The sequence below is a fragment of the Cupriavidus sp. UME77 genome (assembly GCF_014170355.1).
GTDB lineage: Bacteria > Pseudomonadota > Gammaproteobacteria > Burkholderiales > Burkholderiaceae > Cupriavidus > Cupriavidus basilensis.
Genome location: NZ_LZZU01000032.1, coordinates 223,717 through 243,943, shown reverse-complemented (window position 1 = coordinate 243,943; position 20,227 = coordinate 223,717). Strand labels below are relative to the sequence as shown.

At 66.7% G+C, this 20,227-nt stretch carries 19 protein-coding genes; 13 read left to right on the top strand and 6 right to left on the bottom strand.

The window, feature by feature from the left end; translation table 11 throughout:
• Positions 1-62 precede the first annotated feature (62 nt).
• From A9975_RS13020 to A9975_RS13005, 4 genes are read left to right on the top strand one after another with little or no spacing between them, the layout of a single operon-like run.
• Positions 63-1,943 (top strand): feruloyl-CoA synthase, encoded by a 1,881-nt coding sequence (locus A9975_RS13020; protein WP_183033117.1) that lies wholly within the window; start codon positions 63-65, stop codon positions 1,941-1,943.
• A 10-nt stretch (positions 1,944-1,953) separates the two neighbouring features.
• On the top strand, positions 1,954-2,913 hold the full coding sequence (locus tag A9975_RS13015; RefSeq protein ID WP_370564525.1) for an acetaldehyde dehydrogenase (acetylating): 960 nt from the start codon (positions 1,954-1,956) through the stop codon (positions 2,911-2,913).
• Between the two features lie 23 nt (positions 2,914-2,936).
• On the top strand, positions 2,937-3,974 hold the full coding sequence (dmpG, locus tag A9975_RS13010; protein ID WP_183033115.1) for a 4-hydroxy-2-oxovalerate aldolase: 1,038 nt from the start codon (positions 2,937-2,939) through the stop codon (positions 3,972-3,974).
• A complete protein-coding gene (locus A9975_RS13005) occupies positions 3,958-5,013 on the top strand; it encodes an FAD-binding oxidoreductase (protein WP_183033114.1) in 1,056 nt (351 codons plus the stop codon). Before dmpG ends, A9975_RS13005 begins: the two co-directional genes overlap by 17 nt.
• A 50-nt stretch (positions 5,014-5,063) precedes the next feature.
• On the opposite strand, the gene A9975_RS13000 is transcribed toward A9975_RS13005, so the two are convergent.
• Positions 5,064-5,687 (bottom strand): hypothetical protein, encoded by a 624-nt coding sequence (locus A9975_RS13000; RefSeq protein ID WP_183033113.1) that lies wholly within the window; start codon positions 5,685-5,687, stop codon positions 5,064-5,066.
• 125 nt (positions 5,688-5,812) lie between these two features.
• Here A9975_RS13000 and A9975_RS12995 point away from each other — a divergent pair, with 125 nt between their 5' ends.
• From A9975_RS12995 to A9975_RS12980, 4 genes are all read left to right on the top strand, one after another.
• Positions 5,813-6,811: a LysR family transcriptional regulator gene (locus tag A9975_RS12995; protein ID WP_183033112.1), complete on the top strand. Its 999-nt coding sequence runs from the start codon at positions 5,813-5,815 to the stop codon at positions 6,809-6,811.
• Positions 6,808-7,176, top strand: a complete 369-nt coding sequence (locus tag A9975_RS12990) for a hypothetical protein (protein ID WP_183033111.1) — start codon at positions 6,808-6,810, stop codon at positions 7,174-7,176. The genes A9975_RS12995 and A9975_RS12990 overlap by 4 nt, the downstream gene beginning before the upstream one ends.
• A 74-nt stretch (positions 7,177-7,250) precedes the next feature.
• A complete protein-coding gene (locus A9975_RS12985; RefSeq protein WP_183033110.1) occupies positions 7,251-7,628 on the top strand; it encodes a hypothetical protein in 378 nt (125 codons plus the stop codon).
• 72 nt (positions 7,629-7,700) lie between these two features.
• Entirely contained in the window at positions 7,701-8,732 is a 1,032-nt protein-coding gene (locus tag A9975_RS12980; protein WP_183033109.1) for a sensor domain-containing diguanylate cyclase, read from the top strand.
• 28 nt (positions 8,733-8,760) lie between these two features.
• On the opposite strand, the gene A9975_RS12975 is transcribed toward A9975_RS12980, so the two are convergent.
• The 4 genes from A9975_RS12975 to A9975_RS12960 form a co-directional block, all read right to left on the bottom strand.
• Positions 8,761-9,672, bottom strand: a complete 912-nt coding sequence (locus tag A9975_RS12975) for an aldolase/citrate lyase family protein (protein ID WP_183033108.1) — start codon at positions 9,670-9,672, stop codon at positions 8,761-8,763.
• Complete coding sequence (locus A9975_RS12970) at positions 9,669-10,325, bottom strand: RraA family protein (protein ID WP_183033107.1); 657 nt, start codon at positions 10,323-10,325, stop codon at positions 9,669-9,671. The genes A9975_RS12975 and A9975_RS12970 overlap by 4 nt, the downstream gene beginning before the upstream one ends.
• Before the next feature lie 9 nt (positions 10,326-10,334).
• Complete coding sequence (locus tag A9975_RS12965) at positions 10,335-11,687, bottom strand: MFS transporter (protein WP_220810719.1); 1,353 nt, start codon at positions 11,685-11,687, stop codon at positions 10,335-10,337.
• Between the two features lie 382 nt (positions 11,688-12,069).
• A complete protein-coding gene (locus tag A9975_RS12960; protein ID WP_183033106.1) occupies positions 12,070-12,819 on the bottom strand; it encodes a FadR/GntR family transcriptional regulator in 750 nt (249 codons plus the stop codon).
• Between the two features lie 212 nt (positions 12,820-13,031).
• Here A9975_RS12960 and A9975_RS12955 point away from each other — a divergent pair, with 212 nt between their 5' ends.
• From A9975_RS12955 to A9975_RS12935, 5 genes are all read left to right on the top strand, one after another.
• Complete coding sequence (locus A9975_RS12955) at positions 13,032-13,199, top strand: hypothetical protein (protein ID WP_183033105.1); 168 nt, start codon at positions 13,032-13,034, stop codon at positions 13,197-13,199.
• A 105-nt stretch (positions 13,200-13,304) separates the two neighbouring features.
• On the top strand, positions 13,305-14,567 hold the full coding sequence (gabT, locus tag A9975_RS12950) for a 4-aminobutyrate--2-oxoglutarate transaminase (RefSeq protein WP_183033104.1): 1,263 nt from the start codon (positions 13,305-13,307) through the stop codon (positions 14,565-14,567).
• Positions 14,568-14,686: 119 nt separating this feature from the next.
• Positions 14,687-16,414, top strand: a complete 1,728-nt coding sequence (locus tag A9975_RS12945; protein ID WP_183033103.1) for a thiamine pyrophosphate-binding protein — start codon at positions 14,687-14,689, stop codon at positions 16,412-16,414.
• Between the two features lie 26 nt (positions 16,415-16,440).
• Positions 16,441-17,694, top strand: a complete 1,254-nt coding sequence (locus tag A9975_RS12940) for a Zn-dependent hydrolase (protein ID WP_183033102.1) — start codon at positions 16,441-16,443, stop codon at positions 17,692-17,694.
• Positions 17,695-17,730: 36 nt separating this feature from the next.
• Positions 17,731-19,230: an aldehyde dehydrogenase gene (locus A9975_RS12935; RefSeq protein WP_183033101.1), complete on the top strand. Its 1,500-nt coding sequence runs from the start codon at positions 17,731-17,733 to the stop codon at positions 19,228-19,230.
• Between the two features lie 37 nt (positions 19,231-19,267).
• Here A9975_RS12935 and A9975_RS12930 read toward each other — a convergent pair whose 3' ends face one another.
• Entirely contained in the window at positions 19,268-20,023 is a 756-nt protein-coding gene (locus A9975_RS12930; RefSeq protein WP_183033100.1) for a response regulator transcription factor, read from the bottom strand.
• Between the last annotated feature and the right edge of the window lie 204 nt (positions 20,024-20,227).

Here is a 20,227-nt window from a genome sequence, read left to right as displayed (position 1 = left end):
GGGATCATGGTGTCCGCGTGGGCCGCAACGGGCTGCATCCTTGCCAAGCTGGAGGAGGGCACATGGACGCAAACCAATTGACTAGCACGTCCGCCGTCGGCCGCCGCGCCGCCGGACCGGATGTCGGCCTTCGGCTGGCGGCGCCCAGCATTGTGCGCACCGACCTGCCCGATGGCAGCTTTGTCTTGCGCTCCTCGGTACCGCTGGAAGATTTCGATCGCTGCATCGGCGATTGGCTCGCCCGATGGGCGGCCAAGGCGCCTGCGCGCGTCTTCCTGGCGGAGCGCCGGGATACGGGCTGGCATACCGTCAGCTACGGCGAGGCCCATGCCACGGTCCGCAATATCGGCCAGGCGTTGCTGGATCTCGATATTGCGGCGGAAGATCCCGTGGTCGCGCTATCGGACAACAGCGTGAACCTGGCGCTGCTGTCGCTGGCTGCCATGCACGTGGGACTGCGCATCGCTGTGGTGTCGTCAGCCTATACCAGGATGAGCAGCGATCACGCCAAGCTGCACGCCATCCTCGCCCGCCTGCATCCCGGCCTTGTCTATGCGGAGGACGCCGCCTTGTACGGGGCGGCGATACGGCGCGCCGGGCTCTCTTGCCCCGTGGTCTATGCGCAGGGCGCGGCCGGCGGTGAGCTGCCGTTCTCCGCGCTGTGCGCGGCCAGTGCCGGGCCCGGCGTGGACGAGGCGCTGCGCAGCATCACGGGCGCCACCATAGCCCGCATCCTGCTGACCTCCGGCTCCACCGGGGCCCCCAAGCTGGTGCCGAATACGCACGAGATGCTGTGCGCCAACCAGCAGATGATCGCGCAGTGCTGGCCGTTCGTCGATGAGACGCATCCCGTGGTGCTGGACTGGCTGCCGTGGAGCCATACCTTCGGCGCCAACCACAATTTCAACCTGGTGCTGCGCAATGGCGGCGCCCTGTACATCGACGACGGCCGCCCCGCGCCGGGCCTGATCGAGCGGACCATCGAGGGCATCCGCCAGGTTCGCCCGACGCTGTTCTTCAATGTGCCCAAGGGCTATGACGCGTTGCTGCCCTACCTGGAGGCGGATGAAGCCCTGGCCACGGCGCTGTTCGAACGGCTGGACATGCTGTTCTTCGCGGCCGCGGCCCTGCCGCAGAAGACCGCGGAGCGCCTGCGCGCGGTGGCGCGCGGCGCCCGGCATCGATCGTTGTTCTTCACGACGGAGTGGGGTTCGACGGAGACTTCGCCGGTGGTGACTAGCGCGCATTTCTCGTCCTCGGACCCGCGCAATATCGGCGTGCCTGTTCCCGGCGTCGAGTTGAAGTTCGTGCCGAGCCAGGGCAAGCACGAGTTGCGGGTGCGCGGGCCGTCGATCTTCGCTGGCTATCTCGGCGACGAGGAGAAGACGCGCGCCGCGTTCGACGAGCAAGGCTTCTACCGCATGGGCGATGCGGGGCGGCTCGCCGATCCGGCCGACCCGAACAGTGGCGTCATCTTCGATGGCCGGGTGTCCGAAGACTTCAAGCTGACGACGGGCACCTGGGTATCGGTCGGCTCGCTGCGCGTGCGCGCGGTCTCGGCGATGTCGCCCTATGCGCTGGATATCGTCGTCACCGGCCACGATCGCGATGAAGTCGGCCTGCTGGTGTTTCCCAGCGCGAAGCTGCGTGCGCTTGCCAACGACCAGGACGGCACGCTTTGCGGCAAGTCGCTGGGGCTGGTGCCGGCGGTGCGCCGCGCGCTTGGCGCGCTGCTGGCCGATCTTGGCAGGGGTGCCGGGTCTTCCCAGCGGCCGGCGCGCGCGGTGCTGTTGTCCGCCGCGCCGGCGATCGAGCAGGGCGAAATCACCGACAAGGGCTACATCAACCAGCGAGCGGTACTGACGCTGCGCGCCGGCGATGTGGACCGCCTGTATTCGGACTGCGAGTCCGTGATCTATCCAGACAGAATCTCCCAGGGCTAACGGAAGCAAAATCATGACCCAAAAACTGAAGGCCGCGATCGTCGGCTCCGGCAATATCGGCACGGACCTGATGATCAAGATCCTGCGCCATGGCAAGCATCTCGAAATGGGCGTGATGGTCGGCATCGACCCCGCCTCGGACGGCCTTGCGCGCGCCGCCCGGCTTGGCGTTGCCACGTGCGCGACGGGCGTGGCCGGCCTGGTCGACATGCCGGCGTTCGCCGATATCGACATCGTGTTCGATGCCACCTCGGCTGGTGCCCATATCGAGAACGACAAGCTGTTGCGCGCACGCAAGCCGGGCATTCGCGTGGTCGACCTGACGCCGGCCGCCATCGGGCCGTATTGCGTCCCCGTGGTCAACCTCGACGCCAACCTCGATGGCCGCAACGTCAACATGGTCACCTGCGGCGGGCAGGCCACCATTCCCATCGTCGCGGCGGTTGCCTCGGTGGCACAGGTCCATTACGCGGAGATCGTGGCATCGATCTCCAGCAAGTCGGCCGGACCGGGAACGCGCGCCAATATCGACGAGTTCACGGAGACCACCTCCCGTGCGCTGGAAGTCGTGGGTGGCGCCCGCAAGGGCAAGGCCATCATCGTGCTCAATCCGGCTGAGCCGCCGCTGTTGATGCGCGACACGGTGTACACGCTGTCGGAGTTGGCGGACACCACGCGCATCGAGGCGGCGGTGGAGGCCATGGTGGCTCGCGTCAACGCCTATGTGCCCGGCTACCGGCTCAAGCAACGGGTGCAGTTCGAGCGATTCGACGAAAGCCAGCCGCTGAACATCCCGGGTGTCGGGCGCATGAGCGGGCTGAAGACCACGGTCTTCCTCGAAGTGGAGGGCGCCGCCCACTATCTTCCCGCCTATGCCGGCAACCTGGACATCATGACGTCGGCAGCGCTGGCCACCGCCGAGCAACTCGCGCGGCGCGAGCTTGCCGCGCGCGAGGCCGCGGTAGCGTAAAGAACCCCAAGCCAGGACAAAAGATGGAAACCAAGCTCTATATCTCCGATGTGACGCTGCGCGACGGCTCGCACGCCGTGCGCCACCAGTACAGCATTGCGCAGGTCAAGGCCATTGCGCGCGCGCTGGACGAAGCCAACGTCGATTCAATCGAAGTCGCGCATGGCGACGGCCTGCAAGGCTCCTCGTTCAACTACGGCTTCGGCGCGCACAGCGATGTGGAGTGGATCGCCGCCGCCGCCGAATCTGTCACCCGCGCCAAGATCGCCACCTTGCTGCTGCCGGGAATCGGCACCACGCACGACCTGCGCGCCGCCTATGATGCCGGGGCTCGCGTGGTCCGGGTGGCAACGCATAGTACCGAGGCGGACATTTCCCGCCAGCATATCGAGTACGCCCGCGAACTCGGCATGGATACCGTGGGCTTCCTGATGATGAGCCATATGACAACGCCGCAGGCTCTCGCCCGGCAAGCTAAGCTGATGGAGAGCTACGGCGCCACCTGCGTCTATGTGGTGGACTCCGGCGGCGCACTGACCATGAACGACGTGCGCGACCGCTTCCGCGCCTTCAAGGACGTGCTGGATCCCGCCACGCACACCGGCATGCATGCGCACCACAACCTCAGCCTGGGCGTGGCCAACTCCATCGTCGCGGTCGAGGAAGGCTGCAACCGGATCGACGCCAGCCTGGCCGGAATGGGCGCCGGCGCAGGCAATGCGCCGCTGGAAGTGTTCATCGCCGCGGCCGAGCGCCAGGGCTGGTCGCATGGCTGCGACCTCTACAAGCTGATGGACGCCGCTGACGACCTGGTGCGCCCGCTGCAGGACCGTCCGGTGCGGGTCGACCGCGAGACGCTCGCCCTGGGCTATGCAGGCGTGTATTCGAGCTTCCTGCGGCACGCGGAAACGGCGGCCGCCCAGCATGACCTGAAGACAGTCGACATCCTGGTTGAACTCGGCAAGCGCCGCATGGTGGGGGGGCAGGAAGACATGATCGTGGACGTCGCCCTGGATCTGAAGGCACGGCAACTGGAAGCGCAAGATGGCGCCCGACACTGAAGCGCAGCTGGCGCGGCCCGCGCACCAGTCCGAGCCGGGAGTGACGCTGACCATCGCGCCCGCGGATGTCCAGCTGCGGTGTGCACCCGGCGCGTCGCTGCTGGATACCGCCGTGTCGCAAGGCTTCTTCCCGAAACACAGTTGCCGCCGGGGCGAGTGCAATGCGTGCGAGGCACGGGTGATCGCCGGGGAGGTCGCTTACCCTGCCGGCTTCATCCCGGAAGGGGTGCGGCCGGGGCACTGCCTGACCTGCGTGGCGCGGCCGGTGACCGATGTCATCATCGAAGCGCCGGAAGTCAGCGCCATACCCGGGCGCCGGGTGGTGCAGGCGCCCGCGCGGGTGGCACAGGTGCGCCGGGTGAGCCCGGACGTGGCCATCGTGTCGCTGCACGTGCAGGGAGGAGCGGATTTCTCGTTTTCCCCCGGCCAGTATATGGACGTGATCCTGCGCGACGGCACGCGGCGCAGCTATTCCATGGCAAACGCGCCGGATGCGCAGGGCACGATCGAATGGCATGTCCGCGCGATGCCCGGCGGGCGGTTCTCTCCGCATGTGTATGAGAAGCTGAAGCAGAGGGACGTGCTGCGGCTGGAAGGGCCCTTCGGGGCGTTCACCCTGCAGGATTCCGATGCCCCGGTCATCCTGCTGGCATCCGGCACGGGCTACGCGCCAATTGCCTCGTTCATGCGTAGCCACCACGAGGTGCTCGCAAGACGAGGCGCCACGCTTTATTGGGGCGGCCGGCGCAAGGAGGACCTCTACGCGTGGGACGACGCGGCACACTGGGCCGCTTCCAGCGAGCGCTTGCGTTTTGTACCCGTGCTGTCCGAGCCGGACGTCCCGTGGACAGGGCGCACGGGCTTTGTGCACGAGGCGGTCGCTTGCGACTTCCCGGATCTCTCGGCGTTTGAGGTGTACGCCTGTGGCAATCCGCTGATGGTGGATGCAGCCAGCCACGTGCTGACGCGCGACAACGGGCTGCTTGCGGGCCGGTTCCATAGCGACGCGTTCATCACGGCAATCAAGCCGGCAAGATAGACGCCGCGCCTTTTGTCGGGAAAGCGCGGTCGGGCTTGGATCAAGAAGTATCAGGACAAGTCAAGACAAATTGCTGCGAGCGGCTCCGGCCGCCGCTTGCCGTCCACCATGCACTCCAGCGCGTGGAAGTCCGGCCAGAGCGCCTCCGGCGATCCTGACAGCACGGCGGATCCCCCCGCCTGGCGCGGCGCATCGTCATACGCCGGCTGGACACTGGCTGTGTGCATGCCGACGGCTTGCGCGGCGCGCAGGCTGCTCGGCGTGGCGCCGACCAGCAAGGCGCGGTGCGCGGGCACGTCGGCGGTGCGCAGGATCAGCCGGTAAAGCTCGATCTCGGTTTCCCGGGGCAGCAGCGCGTCCGCCGTGGCGACGACTGTAAAGCGGCCCATCCAGTCCGGCCCGATGGCGCTATCGAGCAGGATATGCAGCGTGCGCGATGCGACCGGCGCGGCAAGCGCCAGCCGCGCGCCGCCCAGCTCCGCGCTGCGCATGAGCTGCATGGCCTGGGCACGGATTTCGGCCGGCTTGCCGGCACGCGCGCCGGTGCAAGCATCCTCATGCGAGTGGAGCCGGGCGTCGCGTTCTCGCGGTGCTGCGCCAAAGCCGGACTTGCGCAGTTCGTCCGCGCGGATGAGTACATCGTCCAGGGTAAGCACCAGCAATTCCAGCGACATTTTTCTTCTCCCTATGCACTACGTTTCGATACGCGGACGCGATTGCGTTTCCGGTCAGGGCACTATAAGGTAGCCGCTTCATATTGAAAAATTGGTTTATAAAACCGACCAATAGGTTTTCTACTATGAATCGCACCACCACCTTCCGGCAGCTCAACGCCATCGATGCCATTGCCCGCCTGGGCGGCGTTTCCCGCGCGGCGGAGGAATTGCACATCACGCAGCCAACGGTGTCGCTGCAGCTCAAGCTGCTCGAGGAAGCGATCGGGGCGCCGCTGTTGCAGCGCGCGGGGCGGGGCACGCAGCTCACGCCCGCCGGTGAGGTGATGGCGGGCTACGCCGGTCAGATCCTGCGGCTGTGGCGCGAAGCCACCGAGGAGGTGGCGGCGCTCAAGGGCAACCTGGCCGGCACGCTGCGGGTCGGCGCCATCACGACGGCGGAGTACCTGCTGCCCTCGATGCTGGTGGCATTCACCGCGGACCAGCCCGACGTCAAGATCAAGCTCCATGTGGGCAACCGCGAGGAGATCGTGCGGATGCTGGCCATGCATGAGATCGACCTTGCCATCATTGGCCGGCCGCCCACGGACATCCGCACGCACGCGACGCCGTTCGCCAAGCACCCCATGGCATTCATTGCAGCGCCGGACCACCCTTTGATGGCGCGCCGCAATCTCACGCTGCAGGACCTGGTGGAGGAGAACCTGCTGGTGCGCGAGCGCGGCTCCGGCACGCGCAATACCGTGGAGCGGCTGTTCAGGGAGGCCGGCCTGCGGCTGCCCCTGGGCTCCGAGCTGTCCAGCAACGCGGCGATCAAGCGGATGGTGTCGGCCGGGTTGGGGGCTGCATTTCTCTCCCTGCACGCCTGCACACTGGAATTCCAGGCCGGGCTGATCGGGCTGTTGCCGCTGCAAGGCAATCCCATCGAGCGCGACTGGTACGTACTGAACCTGCCGGGCGTGCGCCTGCCGCGCGTGGCGGTTGCCTTCCGCGGCTACCTGGTGGAGCAAGGCCAGGCGGAGATCAACCGGCAGCTGGAGTCCTTTGATGTGATACTGCGCCGCCTGCACACGCGCGCCCGGCGCCAGCGCAGGGCAACGCCTGCACAAGGGGAGCCATCATGAGCCCCGGCACGCCGATGCGCCGGGCCATGGCGGCGCTTGCGCTCGGGCTGGCATGCACGGCGGCCCAGGCCCGCGGGCCGGAGGTGCCGTACAATCCGCCTCCCATTCAGGATCTGGCGCAGATACAGCAGGCTGCCGCGGCGTTCGTGGCTGCGCAGAACCAGCAAGCGGGCACCCGCTGGGTAGCGGGCGAGCCGAACAACAAGGTGCTGGTGCCCCGCTGCGCCAAGGCCCTGGGCGTGCGATGGGCGCCGAAAAGCCAAGGGCTGTCCAGCCAGAGCGTAGCGGTGAGCTGCCCGCGCACCGCAGGCGGCTGGACCCAGCACTGGGAGGTCTTCGTCCCGGTGAGGCAGGCCGCACGCTGATGTGCTGATGTACTGACGCGTTGGCCCTCTGGCGAATTGGCAATCCCTTGGTTTGGGCAATCACTTAACAAGACATGAAGAAAAAGTCTCTTCTAGTTGCCGCCGCGGCAATCGCCATCCTGGCTTACCCCGCATATCTCTATTGTTATTACGGCGTGGCCTATGGCGGCAAGGCGTACAGCCCCAACGGGGCCTTCTACTATCAGAAATACAAGCTGGCCAGCTGGCGTAGCTGGGTGCCGACCATGGCCTTTCCGGGACAAGGCTCGGACAAGCTCTACTATGTGAACGGCTATGTGCGGGTGTACACCGCCGACGGGAGGCAGATCGGCCAGGCATCGGCGTCCGGCGTGCCGTTGGCGGAGGTGTTCTGGGCTGGCGATGCGCTGGTGGTGATGGACGGCAGCTCCGATCAGGATGGCCCCATCATGCTGCCGGGGCGCTCGGACTGACCGGCGCAAGGCATTCAAGTTTGCGGATGGCTCGCCGTTAGGAGGGGCACCTGTTGATTTCGAAAGTAGATCTTGCGCCTCGCCACTGAATACGACCGCCCCGCCAGCAGGCTGCTGCCGGCCGAGATTGACGCCAGCGGGCAGCATGCCGAGCCGTCCGTCATCGACTGGCTGCTGCACGATGACCAGGTGATCCGCGAGTGCTTTCGTCATGCCGCCGCGATCCTGAAGAATGCGACGGGTGCCGCCATGACGGCGGTTACGTTGCTCGACGAGGAGCACCAGCACTATCGGGCCGCGGTGGGCATGCCGCTTTCGCCCATCTCGCGAAAGCATTCGCTTTGCGATCATGTGGTGCGGCACGGCGACCTGTTCGTGCTCGAGGACGCGCTGGCCGATCCACGATTTGGCGAATGCATGCTGGTCAGATGCTTCCCCTTCGTGCGTTTCTACGCAGCGATCCCGATCAAGGGGCCCTGTGGCACGGTCGTCGGTGCGCTCTGCGCGATGGATTCGGCGCCGCACCGCATCACCCTGGCGCAGTGCGAGGTCTTCAGGCACCTGCGTGCCATGGTCGAGAACGACCTGAAACTGCGCACTGCCACCGCGATCGATCCGCTCACGCAACTGTTCAACCGGCGCGCCATGCTGGAGAGCGTTCGCCGCAGATGGCATGAAACGGCCGACGGAGAAGAAATCGGCGCGGTCATGGTCGATGTCGACTGGTTCAAGCGATACAACGACGCCTACGGGCATCCGGCGGGCGACACCTGCTTGCGCGAGGTCGCATCGGTGCTGCAATCGATTGCCGATGCGCATCGCATGCTCGCCGGGCGCCTGGGCGGGGAAGAGTTCGGGCTGCTTCTGTGCGGCGCGCCACGGCCAGCGCTGGAGACGGCGCTGGAAGACCTGCGCCTGAGCGTGGAGCGCTTGAAGATCGAGCACCGCGGCTCGCCGTTCGGCAGCGTGACGCTGAGCATCGGCGCATCGCTGGCGCGCAAGAAGGGCGCCGTCGAGCCCGGGTCTCGCGAGGGGTTCGCGCTTGCGGACCGCGCGCTCTATATGGCCAAGGCCGACGGCAGGAACAAGGTGGTCATCATCTAGATGGGCAGCTTGCTGACTGGCTAACCCGCTAACTGGCCGCCGTGCCTGCGCAGGCCTGTGCCCATTGCACGAACCCGGCATGGCGCGCCAGCAGGCGGCGTGCCGTGTTGTAGTCCGGCGAATCGACGCGCGGGCCCTGCGCGGGCTTGCCGTCGCGCACCGCCTCATACCTGCCAACCGTGTCTTGCGCCTGCGCGACCTGCTGCGCCGATGGCGTCAGCGCGGCGTGTATCGCGGCGACCTGATGCGGGAACACCGTGCATTTCGCCTTCAGCCCGATCCGCCTGGCCCACGCGAGGTCCTCAGCCAGCGCCGTGGCATCCTGGTAGTTGAACGGACAGTCGATCGGCACGCAGCCTGCTGCAATGCAGTCCACCAGGAAGCGCGCGCGCACATGATGCAGCTCGACGCCGTCCGGGCCGCGCACCGCATCGAGATCCGCGCTCAGGTCTTCCGCCGCCAGCAGGCAGGCACTGACGCGCGGGCTGGCCGACAGGATGGCTGGCGCGGCAACGATGCCCCGCGCGGATTCCAGCGTCGGCACGATCTCGGTGTGGCCATGCGGCAAGCCAAGCTCGCGCTCAAGGCCGGTGATCAGCTGGTCGAGCGCCAGGATCTGCGCGCCCGACTCGGTGTGCGGCAGCAGGATCGCCGCGGGCGCGCCGGGCAGCACGCCGCGCAGATCATCCAGCCCGTCGCCATCCAGCTTGTTGACGCGCACGGCGCCGACAATGCCGCGCGCCCGGCATTCGCCCATCAGGGCGGCGATCCGCGCGCGCGCCGCGGGACGGTCCGCGGGGCTGGTGAACTCCTCCAGGTCGGCGACCACCACATCCGGGCCGCTCTCCAGGGCCGCGTGCTGGCGCACGGGGTCCAGGCCGGGCACGAACAGCCAGCTGCGCCGCAGTCCTGGCGGCCGTCTTTTCGCTTGGGTGCTCACGGCGTTTCTCTCGTGGCGGGCGCGTGTCCATCGCCCTGGAACAGCACGGCACTGGCCGGCTCACCCGCCTGCAGGCGGGCCAGGATCGCCGGCTCGGCTTCATCGGAAGCCAGCGCCTGGCCGATGATGGCGGCGGCGACATCCGGCGCGAGGAACAGCACGCCGTTGTCATCCGCCAGCACGATATCTCCCGGGTTGACGGTGACACCGCCGCAGATCACCGGCTCATTGACGGCGCTGCCGCCGTCGTCGATGCGCTTGGTGGTCAGGACGCTGGTGCCGCGCGCGAATACCGGCATCCCCATGGCGCGCAGCTCCAGGATGTCCGTCACCACGCCGTCGACGATGATGCCCCTGGCGCCGGCGCACAAGGCCGCGGTGCCGGTGACGGCGCCAACGGGGGCATGCGCATGGTCGCCGCAGGCGTCGATCACCAGCACATCGCCGGGCGTGAGGCTGGCCAGCGCCCGGTTCACGGCAATGGCGTTGGGCGTGGCCAAGCGCAGCGTGACGGCACGGCCAACGACCTTCACGTTGGGCGCGAGCGCGCGGATCTCGTGGCTGGCAAAGCCGTCTTCAAGGAAATGCCCGAGCGTGGGGAAGCTCACGCGTTCAAGCTGGCGCAGCAGCGCCGTGTCAAGTTTGGCTGGCATGGCGCTCACTCAGGACAGCGAGGTGGCAGCGTCCACCCCGGTGGCCGCCGCCGGGGCATGCCTGCCGAGCGTCTCGGCCAGCAGCAACAGCGCAGCGGCGGAAATCAGCGCGGAGCCGATCATGTACCAGGCAACGGAGGAGCCGCGGCCCGTGGCGGACAGCAGCGCGGTGGTGATGATCGGCGTGGCGGCGCTCCCCAGCAGCCCGGACAGCATGTAGCTGATCGACAGGCCCGAGTAGCGCACCTTGGTGCCGAACAGCTCCGCCAGGAACGTGGCGATCGGGCCGTAGTTGGCCGCGAAGGCGCTCATCATCAGCAGGTAGCCGAGCAGGGCGAACGAGAACACCTTGGTGTCCAGCAGCCAGAACAGCGGGAAGGCAAGCAGCGCCTCGGCGATGATGCCGCCGATGATCACCGGCTTGCGGCCCACCTTGTCGGACAGCAGGCCAAACAGCGGCAGCAGCACGATGCACAGCGCGCACGAGATCAGCGCGATGGTGAGCATCTGGTTGCGGGAGAAGCCGAGCGTCTGCGTGCCGTACGTCAGCCCGAACGCCACGATCAGGTTGAAGGCCGTGCCCGTCGACATCGTCGCGATGCCGCCCAGCAAGACCTGTTTCCACGATTTTGTCAGCACTTCCGCCAGCGGGATCTTCACCTGCGCGGCGGTGGCCTTGACCTTGCTGAACGACGGCGTTTCCGACGTGTTCAGGCGGATGTACATGCCCACGCCCACCAGCAAGACGCTGGCCAGGAACGGAATGCGCCAGCCCCAGGACAACAGCGCCTCATTCGACAGCACGGCATTGCAGAGCAGGAACGCCAGGTTGGCGATCAGCGTGCCGGCGGGCACGCCGATCTGCACCCACGATCCGTACAGGCCGCGCTTGTCGGCCGGGGCGTGTTCCACCGCCATCAGCACCGCGCCGCCCCACTCGCCGCCCAGGGCCAGGCCCTGTATCACGCGCAAGGTGAGCAACAGGATGGGCGCCCAGATACCGATCGAGCGGTAGTCCGGCAGCAAGCCGATGGCAAAGGTGGCCGAGCCCATCATGATGAGCGAGATCAGCAGCATGGACTTGCGGCCGACCTTGTCGCCGAAGTGGCCGAACAGCGCGGCGCCGAGGATGCGGGCCAGATAGGCCGATGCGAAGGTGCCAAAGGCGAGCAGCGTGCCGGTGAGCGGGTCGAAGGCCGGGAAGAAGACCTTGTTGAAGACCAGGGCCGAGGCCGTGGCGAAGATAAACAGGTCATACCACTCGACCGTGGTGCCGATGACGCTGGCCGCGGCGATCTTCTTCATGTTGCGGGGCGCTCGCCCGGCTTCGGGCTGGTGGGTAGGGGCGTGGTCGGGGTTCATGAGGCTTTCCAGTAATGCGGGCAGGCTTGGGCACGCGTGAGGTAAGGGGCCGGTGCTGGGTGGTGCTTTGGATGTTTTTGTTCGGGTGGTCAGACCAATAAAGCGTAGATGACCGGAAAATTAAGTGTAATAGGTAGTTGTTCTAGGTCTGGTGGGCGGGTGGTCCGGCCTGTTGTGGCGAATTTCACCACTTCGGCTTCGTTAACGCAAGCCACGTGCCAGCAACAAAAGTGACTAAATGGCACTTTTTGTTAATGTCTGCGCGTGGATTCGGTGCGAAAGTGGGCGGCTTGAGGCGCCGGGTCGGGCCTGGCTTGCACCAGCGATGTGCGCCCGGGCCCGGATTGCCCGGGCCCGGCTAAGGGGCTGTCGTCTGTCCTGCCTACTCGGCGATGTCCTCGGACAAGCGCGACACGATCGCCAGCAGATGGAACGACATGGCGTGCCGCGCCCGGATGGGGTCCCGCGCCACAATCGCGCTGACGATGCGGTCGTGCTCGCCAACCGCCGCGCGCCAGGCCGACGCATCCACAAAATGCTTGTCGAGCCGCTTATACAGGGGGCTGGCCTCGCACAGATCCCATACATGGGTGACCACCGATGCCAGCGCCGCATTGCCGCAAGCGTCGGCGATGGCCTGGTGGAAGGCGCGGTCATGCGCGAAGTCGCCAGCTTCCGGCGACTGGTCGGGGTTCATCTTCCGGTGTGCCTCTTCGATGGCGGCGATCTGCTCCGGCGTGCCTTGCTGGGCTGCCAGCGCCGCGCATTCCGGTTCGAACAGCGTGCGCGTCTCGATCAGCTCGAACGGGCTGGCTTCCAGCGCCGCGCCCAGGCGGGCATCGATCTCGGCCGCCGGATCGGGCGCGGCGCCGTTGGCGGCCGCTTGTCCGTTCTCCTTGGGGTCCAGCACGAATACGCCGCTGCCGACGCGCACCTCGATATAGCCGCCGATCTCGAGTGCGATCAACGCTTCGCGCAGCGTGGAGCGCGCGACGTTGAGCTGCTCGGCCAGCTCGCGCTCCGCGGGCAGGCGCTCGCCGGGGGCGAACTCGCCCGCGCTGATTTTCTTGGCAATCTGGTCGGCGATCAGCCGGTAAAGGCGCTGCGCTGAAACCGCTTGAAGTAAGGACATGAAGGCAAGGCCGCTGCAAATTGACTGATGGTCTGATCAATACAGCAAAACCCGGTGTCTGTTCAAGGGGCAGGGCGGGTTTCTCCCGGCTTTCCGGGGCGCCAGCGGGAGTGGTCCGGCCAATTGGCCTCGGATTGGCAGCAAGCCGGGCATGCACTCCGGGTGTACCGGTCATCTTTCCCGCGCATCGCAGCGCGCGTTCTGGGCAAAACGTGAAGCAATCGCTCTCAATTGGACTGACCACCCAGTCAAAAAATCAAAAGATTTGGCAATTTTTCTATGAAAGCCATAGAATTGGTCCGGCCACCGGTTGGATTTCAAATGCGGCGGCAGAAAAGAGGCTTTGGCACCATGCGGAGGGCCGCACTGGTCTGACCTGAAGCCTGACCCGAAGCGCTTTCCCCCGATTTCCCGGCCGGCCCCTCACGGTGCCGGCCGCCCAGATCCAGACAAGACAGCAGGACACCAATGCAATGGAGCATGCAATGAAGAACGCAGACCTGGTACGCCGCAAAGACGCCGCCACGCCCCGTGGCGTTGGTGTGATGTGCAACTTCTATGCCGAGCGCGCCGAGAACTCAGAGCTGTGGGATGTCGAAGGCAACCGCTACATCGACTTCGCGGCCGGCATCGCCGTGCTCAATACCGGTCACCGCCATCCGCGCCTGGTGCAAGCCATGCAGGCGCAGATGGAGCGCTTCACGCACACCGCCTACCAGATCGTTCCCTATGCCAGCTATATCGAACTGGCCGAGAAGATCAACGCCCGCGCGCCTGGCGCGTTCGCCAAGAAGACCGCGTTTTTCACCACCGGCGCCGAGGCCGTCGAGAACGCCATCAAGATTGCCCGTGCGGCCACCGGGCGCCCTGGCGTCATTGCCTTCTCCGGCGGTTTCCACGGCCGCACCATGATGGGCATGGCGCTGACCGGCAAGGTCGTGCCATACAAGGTGGGGTTTGGCCCGTTCCCGGGCGACGTGTTCCACGCGCCGTACCCGTACGGGTTGCATGGCGTGAGCGTGCAGGATTCGATCAACGCCCTGCACCAGCTGTTCAAGGCGGATGTGGACCCGAAGCGGGTCGCGGCCATCCTCTTCGAGCCGGTCCAGGGCGAGGGTGGTTTCAACGTGGCGCCCGCCGAGTTCGTGCGCGCGCTGCGCGGCATCTGCGACGAACACGGCATCCTGCTGGTGGCCGATGAAGTGCAGACCGGATTTGGCCGCACCGGCAAGCTCTTCGCCATGGAGCACTACGACGTCACGCCGGACCTGACCACCATGGCCAAGAGCCTGGCCGGCGGCATGCCCTTGTCGGCCGTTTGCGGCCGGGCCGAGATCATGGACGCGCCGGCCCCCGGCGGGCTGGGCGGCACCTACGCCGGCAACCCGCTGGCGGTGGCCTCGGCGCTGGCGGTGCTGGACGTGCTGGAAAGCGAGAAGCTGATCGAGCGCGGCGCCGCGCTTGGCCAGCGGCTGCGGGACAAGCTGGATGGCCTGAAGTCGCGCGTGCCGGAAATCGGCGAGGTCCGCGGCGTGGGCGCCATGATTGCCGTGGAGTTTCGCAAGGCCGACGGCAGCCCCAATCCCGAATTCACGCGGCAAGTGCAAGACCGCGCGCTGGAGCGCGGCTTGCTGCTGCTCTCCTGCGGCGTCTACGGCAACGTGGTGCGCTTCCTGTTCCCGCTGACCATCCCTGACGCCGTGATGGACGAAGGGCTGGGCATCCTGGAGGCCGCGCTCCTGCAGTAACTGCCGGCGCGCGAGGCCAAGTCATAGCCCAAGCCCGCAAACATCGCATTCAAGACTTCGAAGGATCGCCGCACTCAAGCTGAAGCGGGCGGCGATCGCAAAAAACGGAATTCACGACCATGAACAAGCAATCGCCGCAAGCATTGCCGGCGCGCACTGAGCGCAACGGTGGCCAGATCCTGATCGACCAACTGATTATCCAGGGCGTGAAACGCGTCTTCCTGGTGCCGGGCGAAAGCTACCTGCCTTGCATCGATGCGCTGTACGACCATCAGGACAAGATCCAGCCCATCGTGTGCCGGCAGGAAGGCGGGGCGGGTTATATGGCCGAGGCGCAAGGCAAGCTGACCGGCGAGCCCGGCATCTGCTTTGTCACGCGCGGCCCCGGCGCCACCAACGCCAGCATCGCCGTGCACACCGCCTACCAGGATTCGACCCCCATGATCCTGTTCGTTGGCCAGGTCGGCAACGATTTCTACGAGCGCGAAGCGTTCCAGGAGGTCGACTACCGCCGCATGTTTGGCCAGATGACCAAATGGGTGGCGCAGATCGACCGCACCGAGCGCATTCCCGAATTCATCGCACGCGCCTTCGCGGTGGCCACCAGCGGGCGGCCCGGCCCGGTCGTGTTGGCGCTGCCCGAGGACACGCTGTGGGGCAAGGCCACGGTGGCCGACGTGCCACGTTACCGCCGTGCCTATAGCGCGCCGACGCCTGGCGCCATGGCCTCGCTGGCCGAGCTGATCGAGCAGGCGGAGCGCCCGTTCCTGCTGCTGGGCGGATCGGGCTGGACGCCGCAGGCGTCGCGGCAGATGGAAGGGTTTGCCGAGCGCTTCGCGCTGCCGGTCGGGGTGGCCTGGCGCCGCCTGGAGTGCTTTGACAACCATCATCCGAATTTTGCCGGGCACGTGGGCTGGGCCATGCCCGAGTCGCTGCGCAAGCGCGTACAGGAAAGCGACCTGCTGATCGCGGTGGGCACGCGCATGGGCGAGGCCACCAGCGAGGGCTACACGGTGGTGCAAAGCCCGCTGCCGAAGCAGAGGCTGGTCCATGTGTACCCCGACGCCAATGAGCTTGGCCGCGTGTTCCATCCCACGCTGCCGGTTGCCGCGGACGTGGTTTCGTTTGCCGCCGCGGTGAGCGAACTCACCCCATCGCGTTCCCCGGGGGCGCGCAACGCCGGGCATGACGCCCACCAGGTCTACCTGGCCGAGCAGGAACCCAAGGCCGCGCCGGGCGCCCTCAACCTCAACGTGGCTGCCTGCCACCTCCGCGACAACGTGCCGGAGGACACCTGCATTACCGTTGGCGCGGGCAACTACGCCTTGTACCCGCATGCCTACTACCGCTTCAAGGGCGTTGGCACCAGCCTGGCGCCGACCGTGGGATCGATGGGCTACAGCCTGCCGGCGGCCATTGCCGCCAAGCTCGAGAACCCCGATCGCACTGTGATCTGCTATGCGGGCGATGGTTGCTTCCAGATGAACCTGCAGGAACTCGGCGTTGCCATGCAGTACCGCGTCGGCATCGTCGTGCTGGTCTTCAATAATGGCATCTGGGGCACCATCCGCGCGCACCAGGAGCGCGAGTTCCCGGGCCGCACCGTGGCGCTCGGCTTCGACAATCCGGAGTTCAGCGAACTGATCCGCGCCTATCGCGGGTATGGCGAGATTGTCGCCAGCGATGAAGCGTTCGGTCCTGCTTTTGCGCGCGCCCTTGCGTTCGCCAACACCCAGCAACTGCCCGCCTTGCTGGAACTGCGCTATGACGCGGACGGTATCGCGCCGGGCATGACCTTGTCGCAGATCCGCTCGGACGCACTCGCCCGGCAAGCGAGCGCGAAGTGATGGCCATGACGGCAAGCAGAGAGAACATGAGCATGCTGGCAATCAATGGCGAGCGCCTGTGGCAGTCGCTGATGGACCTCGCCGCGATCGGCGCCACGCCCAAGGGCGGCAATGCGCGCCTGGCGCTGACGGCGCTGGATGGTCAGGGGCGTGACCTGGTGACCGGTTGGATGCGCGCAGCCGGGCTGAGCGTGACGGTCGACCAGGTCGGCAATATCTTTGCCCGCCGGGCAGGGCGCAACAACGCGCTGGCCCCGGTCATGACCGGCAGCCATATCGACACGCAGCCCACCGGCGGCAAGTTCGATGGCTGCTATGGCGTGCTGGCCGGCCTGGAAGTCATGCGCACCCTGAACGACCACGGCATCACCACCGAGGCCCCGCTCGAAGTGGCCATCTGGACCAATGAAGAAGGCTCCCGCTTTGTCCCGGTGATGATGGGTTCCGGCGTGTTTGCCGGCGTCTTTCCGCTGGAGACCGCGCTGTCGGCCACCGATGTGGCGGGCAAGCGCGTGGCGGATGAACTGGCGGCCATCGGCTATGCCGGCGACGCGGAAGTTGGCCGCAAGGTTGGCGCCTACTTCGAAGCCCATATCGAACAGGGGCCGGTGCTCGAGGCGGAGGACAACGTGATCGGCGTGGTGACCGGATCGCTGGGCCTGCGCTGGTACGACGTCACCGTGACCGGCATGGAGGCGCACGCCGGCCCCACGCCGATGCCGTTGCGCAAGGACGCGCTCTATGGCGCCACGTTCCTGATGCAGGAAGTGATCCGCATCGCCAACGACTTCGCGCCGCACGGGCGCGGCACGGTGGGCGTGGTCAAGGTCCATCCGTCGTCGCGCAATGTCATTCCCGGGGCGGTGACGTTCACGGTCGACCTGCGCCACCTCGACCCGGCGCAGCTTGCCGGGATGGATGCGCGCTTTCGCGCGGCTTGCGCCGCCGTCGCGGACGGCACCACCACCGGCGCGGCCCTGGATGTGGTTGTGGAGGACGTGCAGTACTTCGCGCCGACGCCGTTCGCGCCCGAGCTGATCCGCCACGTGCGCCAGGAAGCCGCCGCGCGGGGCTACAGCCATCAGGACATCGTCACGGGCGCAGGCCACGACGCGGTCTATATCGCCGGCGTGGCGCCCACCGCGATGATCTTCGTGCCGTGCAAGGACGGCATCAGCCACAACGAAATCGAAGACGCCAAGCCGGAACATCTGGAAGCCGGGGCCAATGTGCTGCTCGGCGCCATGGTGGCGCAGGCGAACGCGAACGCAAGCGCCTAAGCGGGCCGAAATCCCAACGAATGCCAGGAATCCACGATGAGTGACTTGAGAGATCTCGCCTATTGGCGCAAGCAGGCCGCAACGGTATCGATCCGTTCGCAAGCCTATATCGATGGCCGCTGGGCCGACGCCGCCGACGGCGCCACCTTCGAGACCATCAACCCCGCCACCGGCAAGACGCTCGCCAGCGTCGCGGCCTGCGGCGCGCAGGACGTCGACCGCGCGGTAGCCGCGGCGCGCAAGGCGTTTCAGTCCGGCGTCTGGTCGGACTTGCCGCGCAGCGCCAGGAAGGCCACGCTGCTACGGCTGTCGCACCTGATCGACACGCATCGCGAAGAACTCGCGCTGCTGGAAACGCTCGACATGGGCAAGCCCATTGCCGAGACGCTGCTATACGACATCCCCGAAGCCGGCCGCACCTACGCCTGGTACGCCGAAGCCATCGACAAGATCTACGACGAGATCGCGCCGACGGGCCCCGGCGTGCTGGCCACCATCACGCGCGAGCCGCTGGGCGTGGTAGCGGCGGTCGTGCCCTGGAACTACCCGCTGCTGATGGCCAGCTGGAAGGTGGCGCCCGCGCTGGCCGCCGGCAACAGCGTGGTGCTCAAGCCTGCGGAGCAGTCCCCGCTGACCGCGCTGCGGCTGGCGGAACTCGCCGAAGAAGCGGGCATCCCGGCGGGCGTCTTCAACGTGGTGCCAGGTCTTGGCGCCGCAGCCGGGCAGGCACTTGGCCGCCATCCCGACGTGGACTGCATTGCCTTTACCGGCTCCACCGCCACCGGCAAGCGCTTCATGGAGTATTCCGGCCAGTCCAACCTCAAGCGCGTCTGGCTCGAGTGCGGCGGCAAGTCCCCGCATATCGTCTTTGACGACTGCCCCGACCTGGACCGCGCCGCGCAGGCCGCCGCCATCGGCATCTTCAGCAACCAGGGCGAGATCTGCATCGCCGGTTCGCGCCTTTATGTGCAAAGCGGCATCTACGACGCGTTCATGGAAAAGCTGGAAGCGCACGCGGCGCGCATGCAGCCGGGCGATCCGCTCGACCCCGCCACCGCCATGGGCGCGATCGTCGACGGCGCGCAACTGCAGCGGGTGATGTCCTATGTGAAGAGCGGCGAGGACGAAGGCGCCCGGCTGCGCGCCGGCGGCAAGCGCGCGCACACGGACAGTGGCGGCTTCTACATGCAGCCCACCATCTTCGAGTGCCCCACGCAGTCGCTTACCATCGTGCGCGAAGAGATCTTTGGCCCGGTGCTGGCGGTGACCCGCTTCGAGTCCGAGGAAGAGGCTATCCGCATGGCCAACGATTCGCCCTACGGGCTGGGCTCGGGACTCTGGACCTCTAACTTGTCCCGCGCCCACCGCGTTTCGCGCAAGCTGCAGGCGGGGCTGGTGTGGGTCAACTGCTATATGGACAGCGACGTGACGGTGCCATTTGGCGGCGTGAAGCAGTCGGGCTCGGGGCGGGACAAGTCACTGCACGCGCTGGACAAGTACACGGACCTGAAGACCACGTGGATCAGCCTGGCGTGACAGGCAACGCGCTGGCCGGCCAGCGCTGGTCTGCCGCTCAGAGCAGTTCCATCTGCCGGACGGTAGGGGCATGGCGGCGTGCCAGCGTCAACGCCGGCGCGCTGCCAACCGGCCACGCCAGGCTAAAGCCCTGTTGCCGCGCCTTGTAGGCGGCTTCTTCCTTGCCAGCCACCTGGAGATGCCTGTACATGGCGCGGGCATGTGTCTTGACCGTCGGCGCCGAGATATTCAACAGGCGGCCAACGGTCTTGACCGCATGCCCTCGGGAGAGCAGTACCAGCACGTCGTACTGGCGTTGCGTCAATCCCAGTTGCATTGCTTCTCGTGTCAACCGCGGGCTCCCGGCGGCGCGTTGCGGTGCCAGCGCAGCCGAGGGCAAGGTGGGCAAGGCGGGGAACAGTGAAAGCTGGCTCGCGCCCGCACGCACCGGCTGACGGGTGGCGATACGCCGGATGGTGGTCCTGAGCACGTCGAGCGGGGCGGATTTTGGCAGGCAGCCGCAGAAGCCTTCGGTGATCTCGCCTTGCGGCAACCGCAGCGGCACGGCATCGCACAGCAGCAGCACGCGCGGCGCGGCGCATAGCCTGCGTGCCTGGCCGAGCCATTGCCAGCCCGTGTCAGCATCGGCGGGCATGCCAAAGACAATCAGGTCAACCTTGCCACCGGCATGCAAATGCTCAGGGATTTCCCCCGGGTCGATGGCAACGGCTTGCGCGATGCCTGCAATACCCTCCAGCAGGGTGAGCATTGCAATCCGGAGCAATGGATGGCTTTCAACGAGCACCACGTTCATGCCGTAACTCCCCGTACAAGCGCAAATGCAAGTGCAACGGAGACAGGCTGAACCCGCGGGGATGGCACGAAACGACACTGCCAGCGCCGACCAGCGCCTGCGGCAGGTTTTGCAATCCCCGGATTTCCGACCCTGCCCTGGCGGACCGCCAGGGCGGCTCTGTGCGTCGTAGAGCCTGCCCGAATATGTAATGTTTCTTATCTC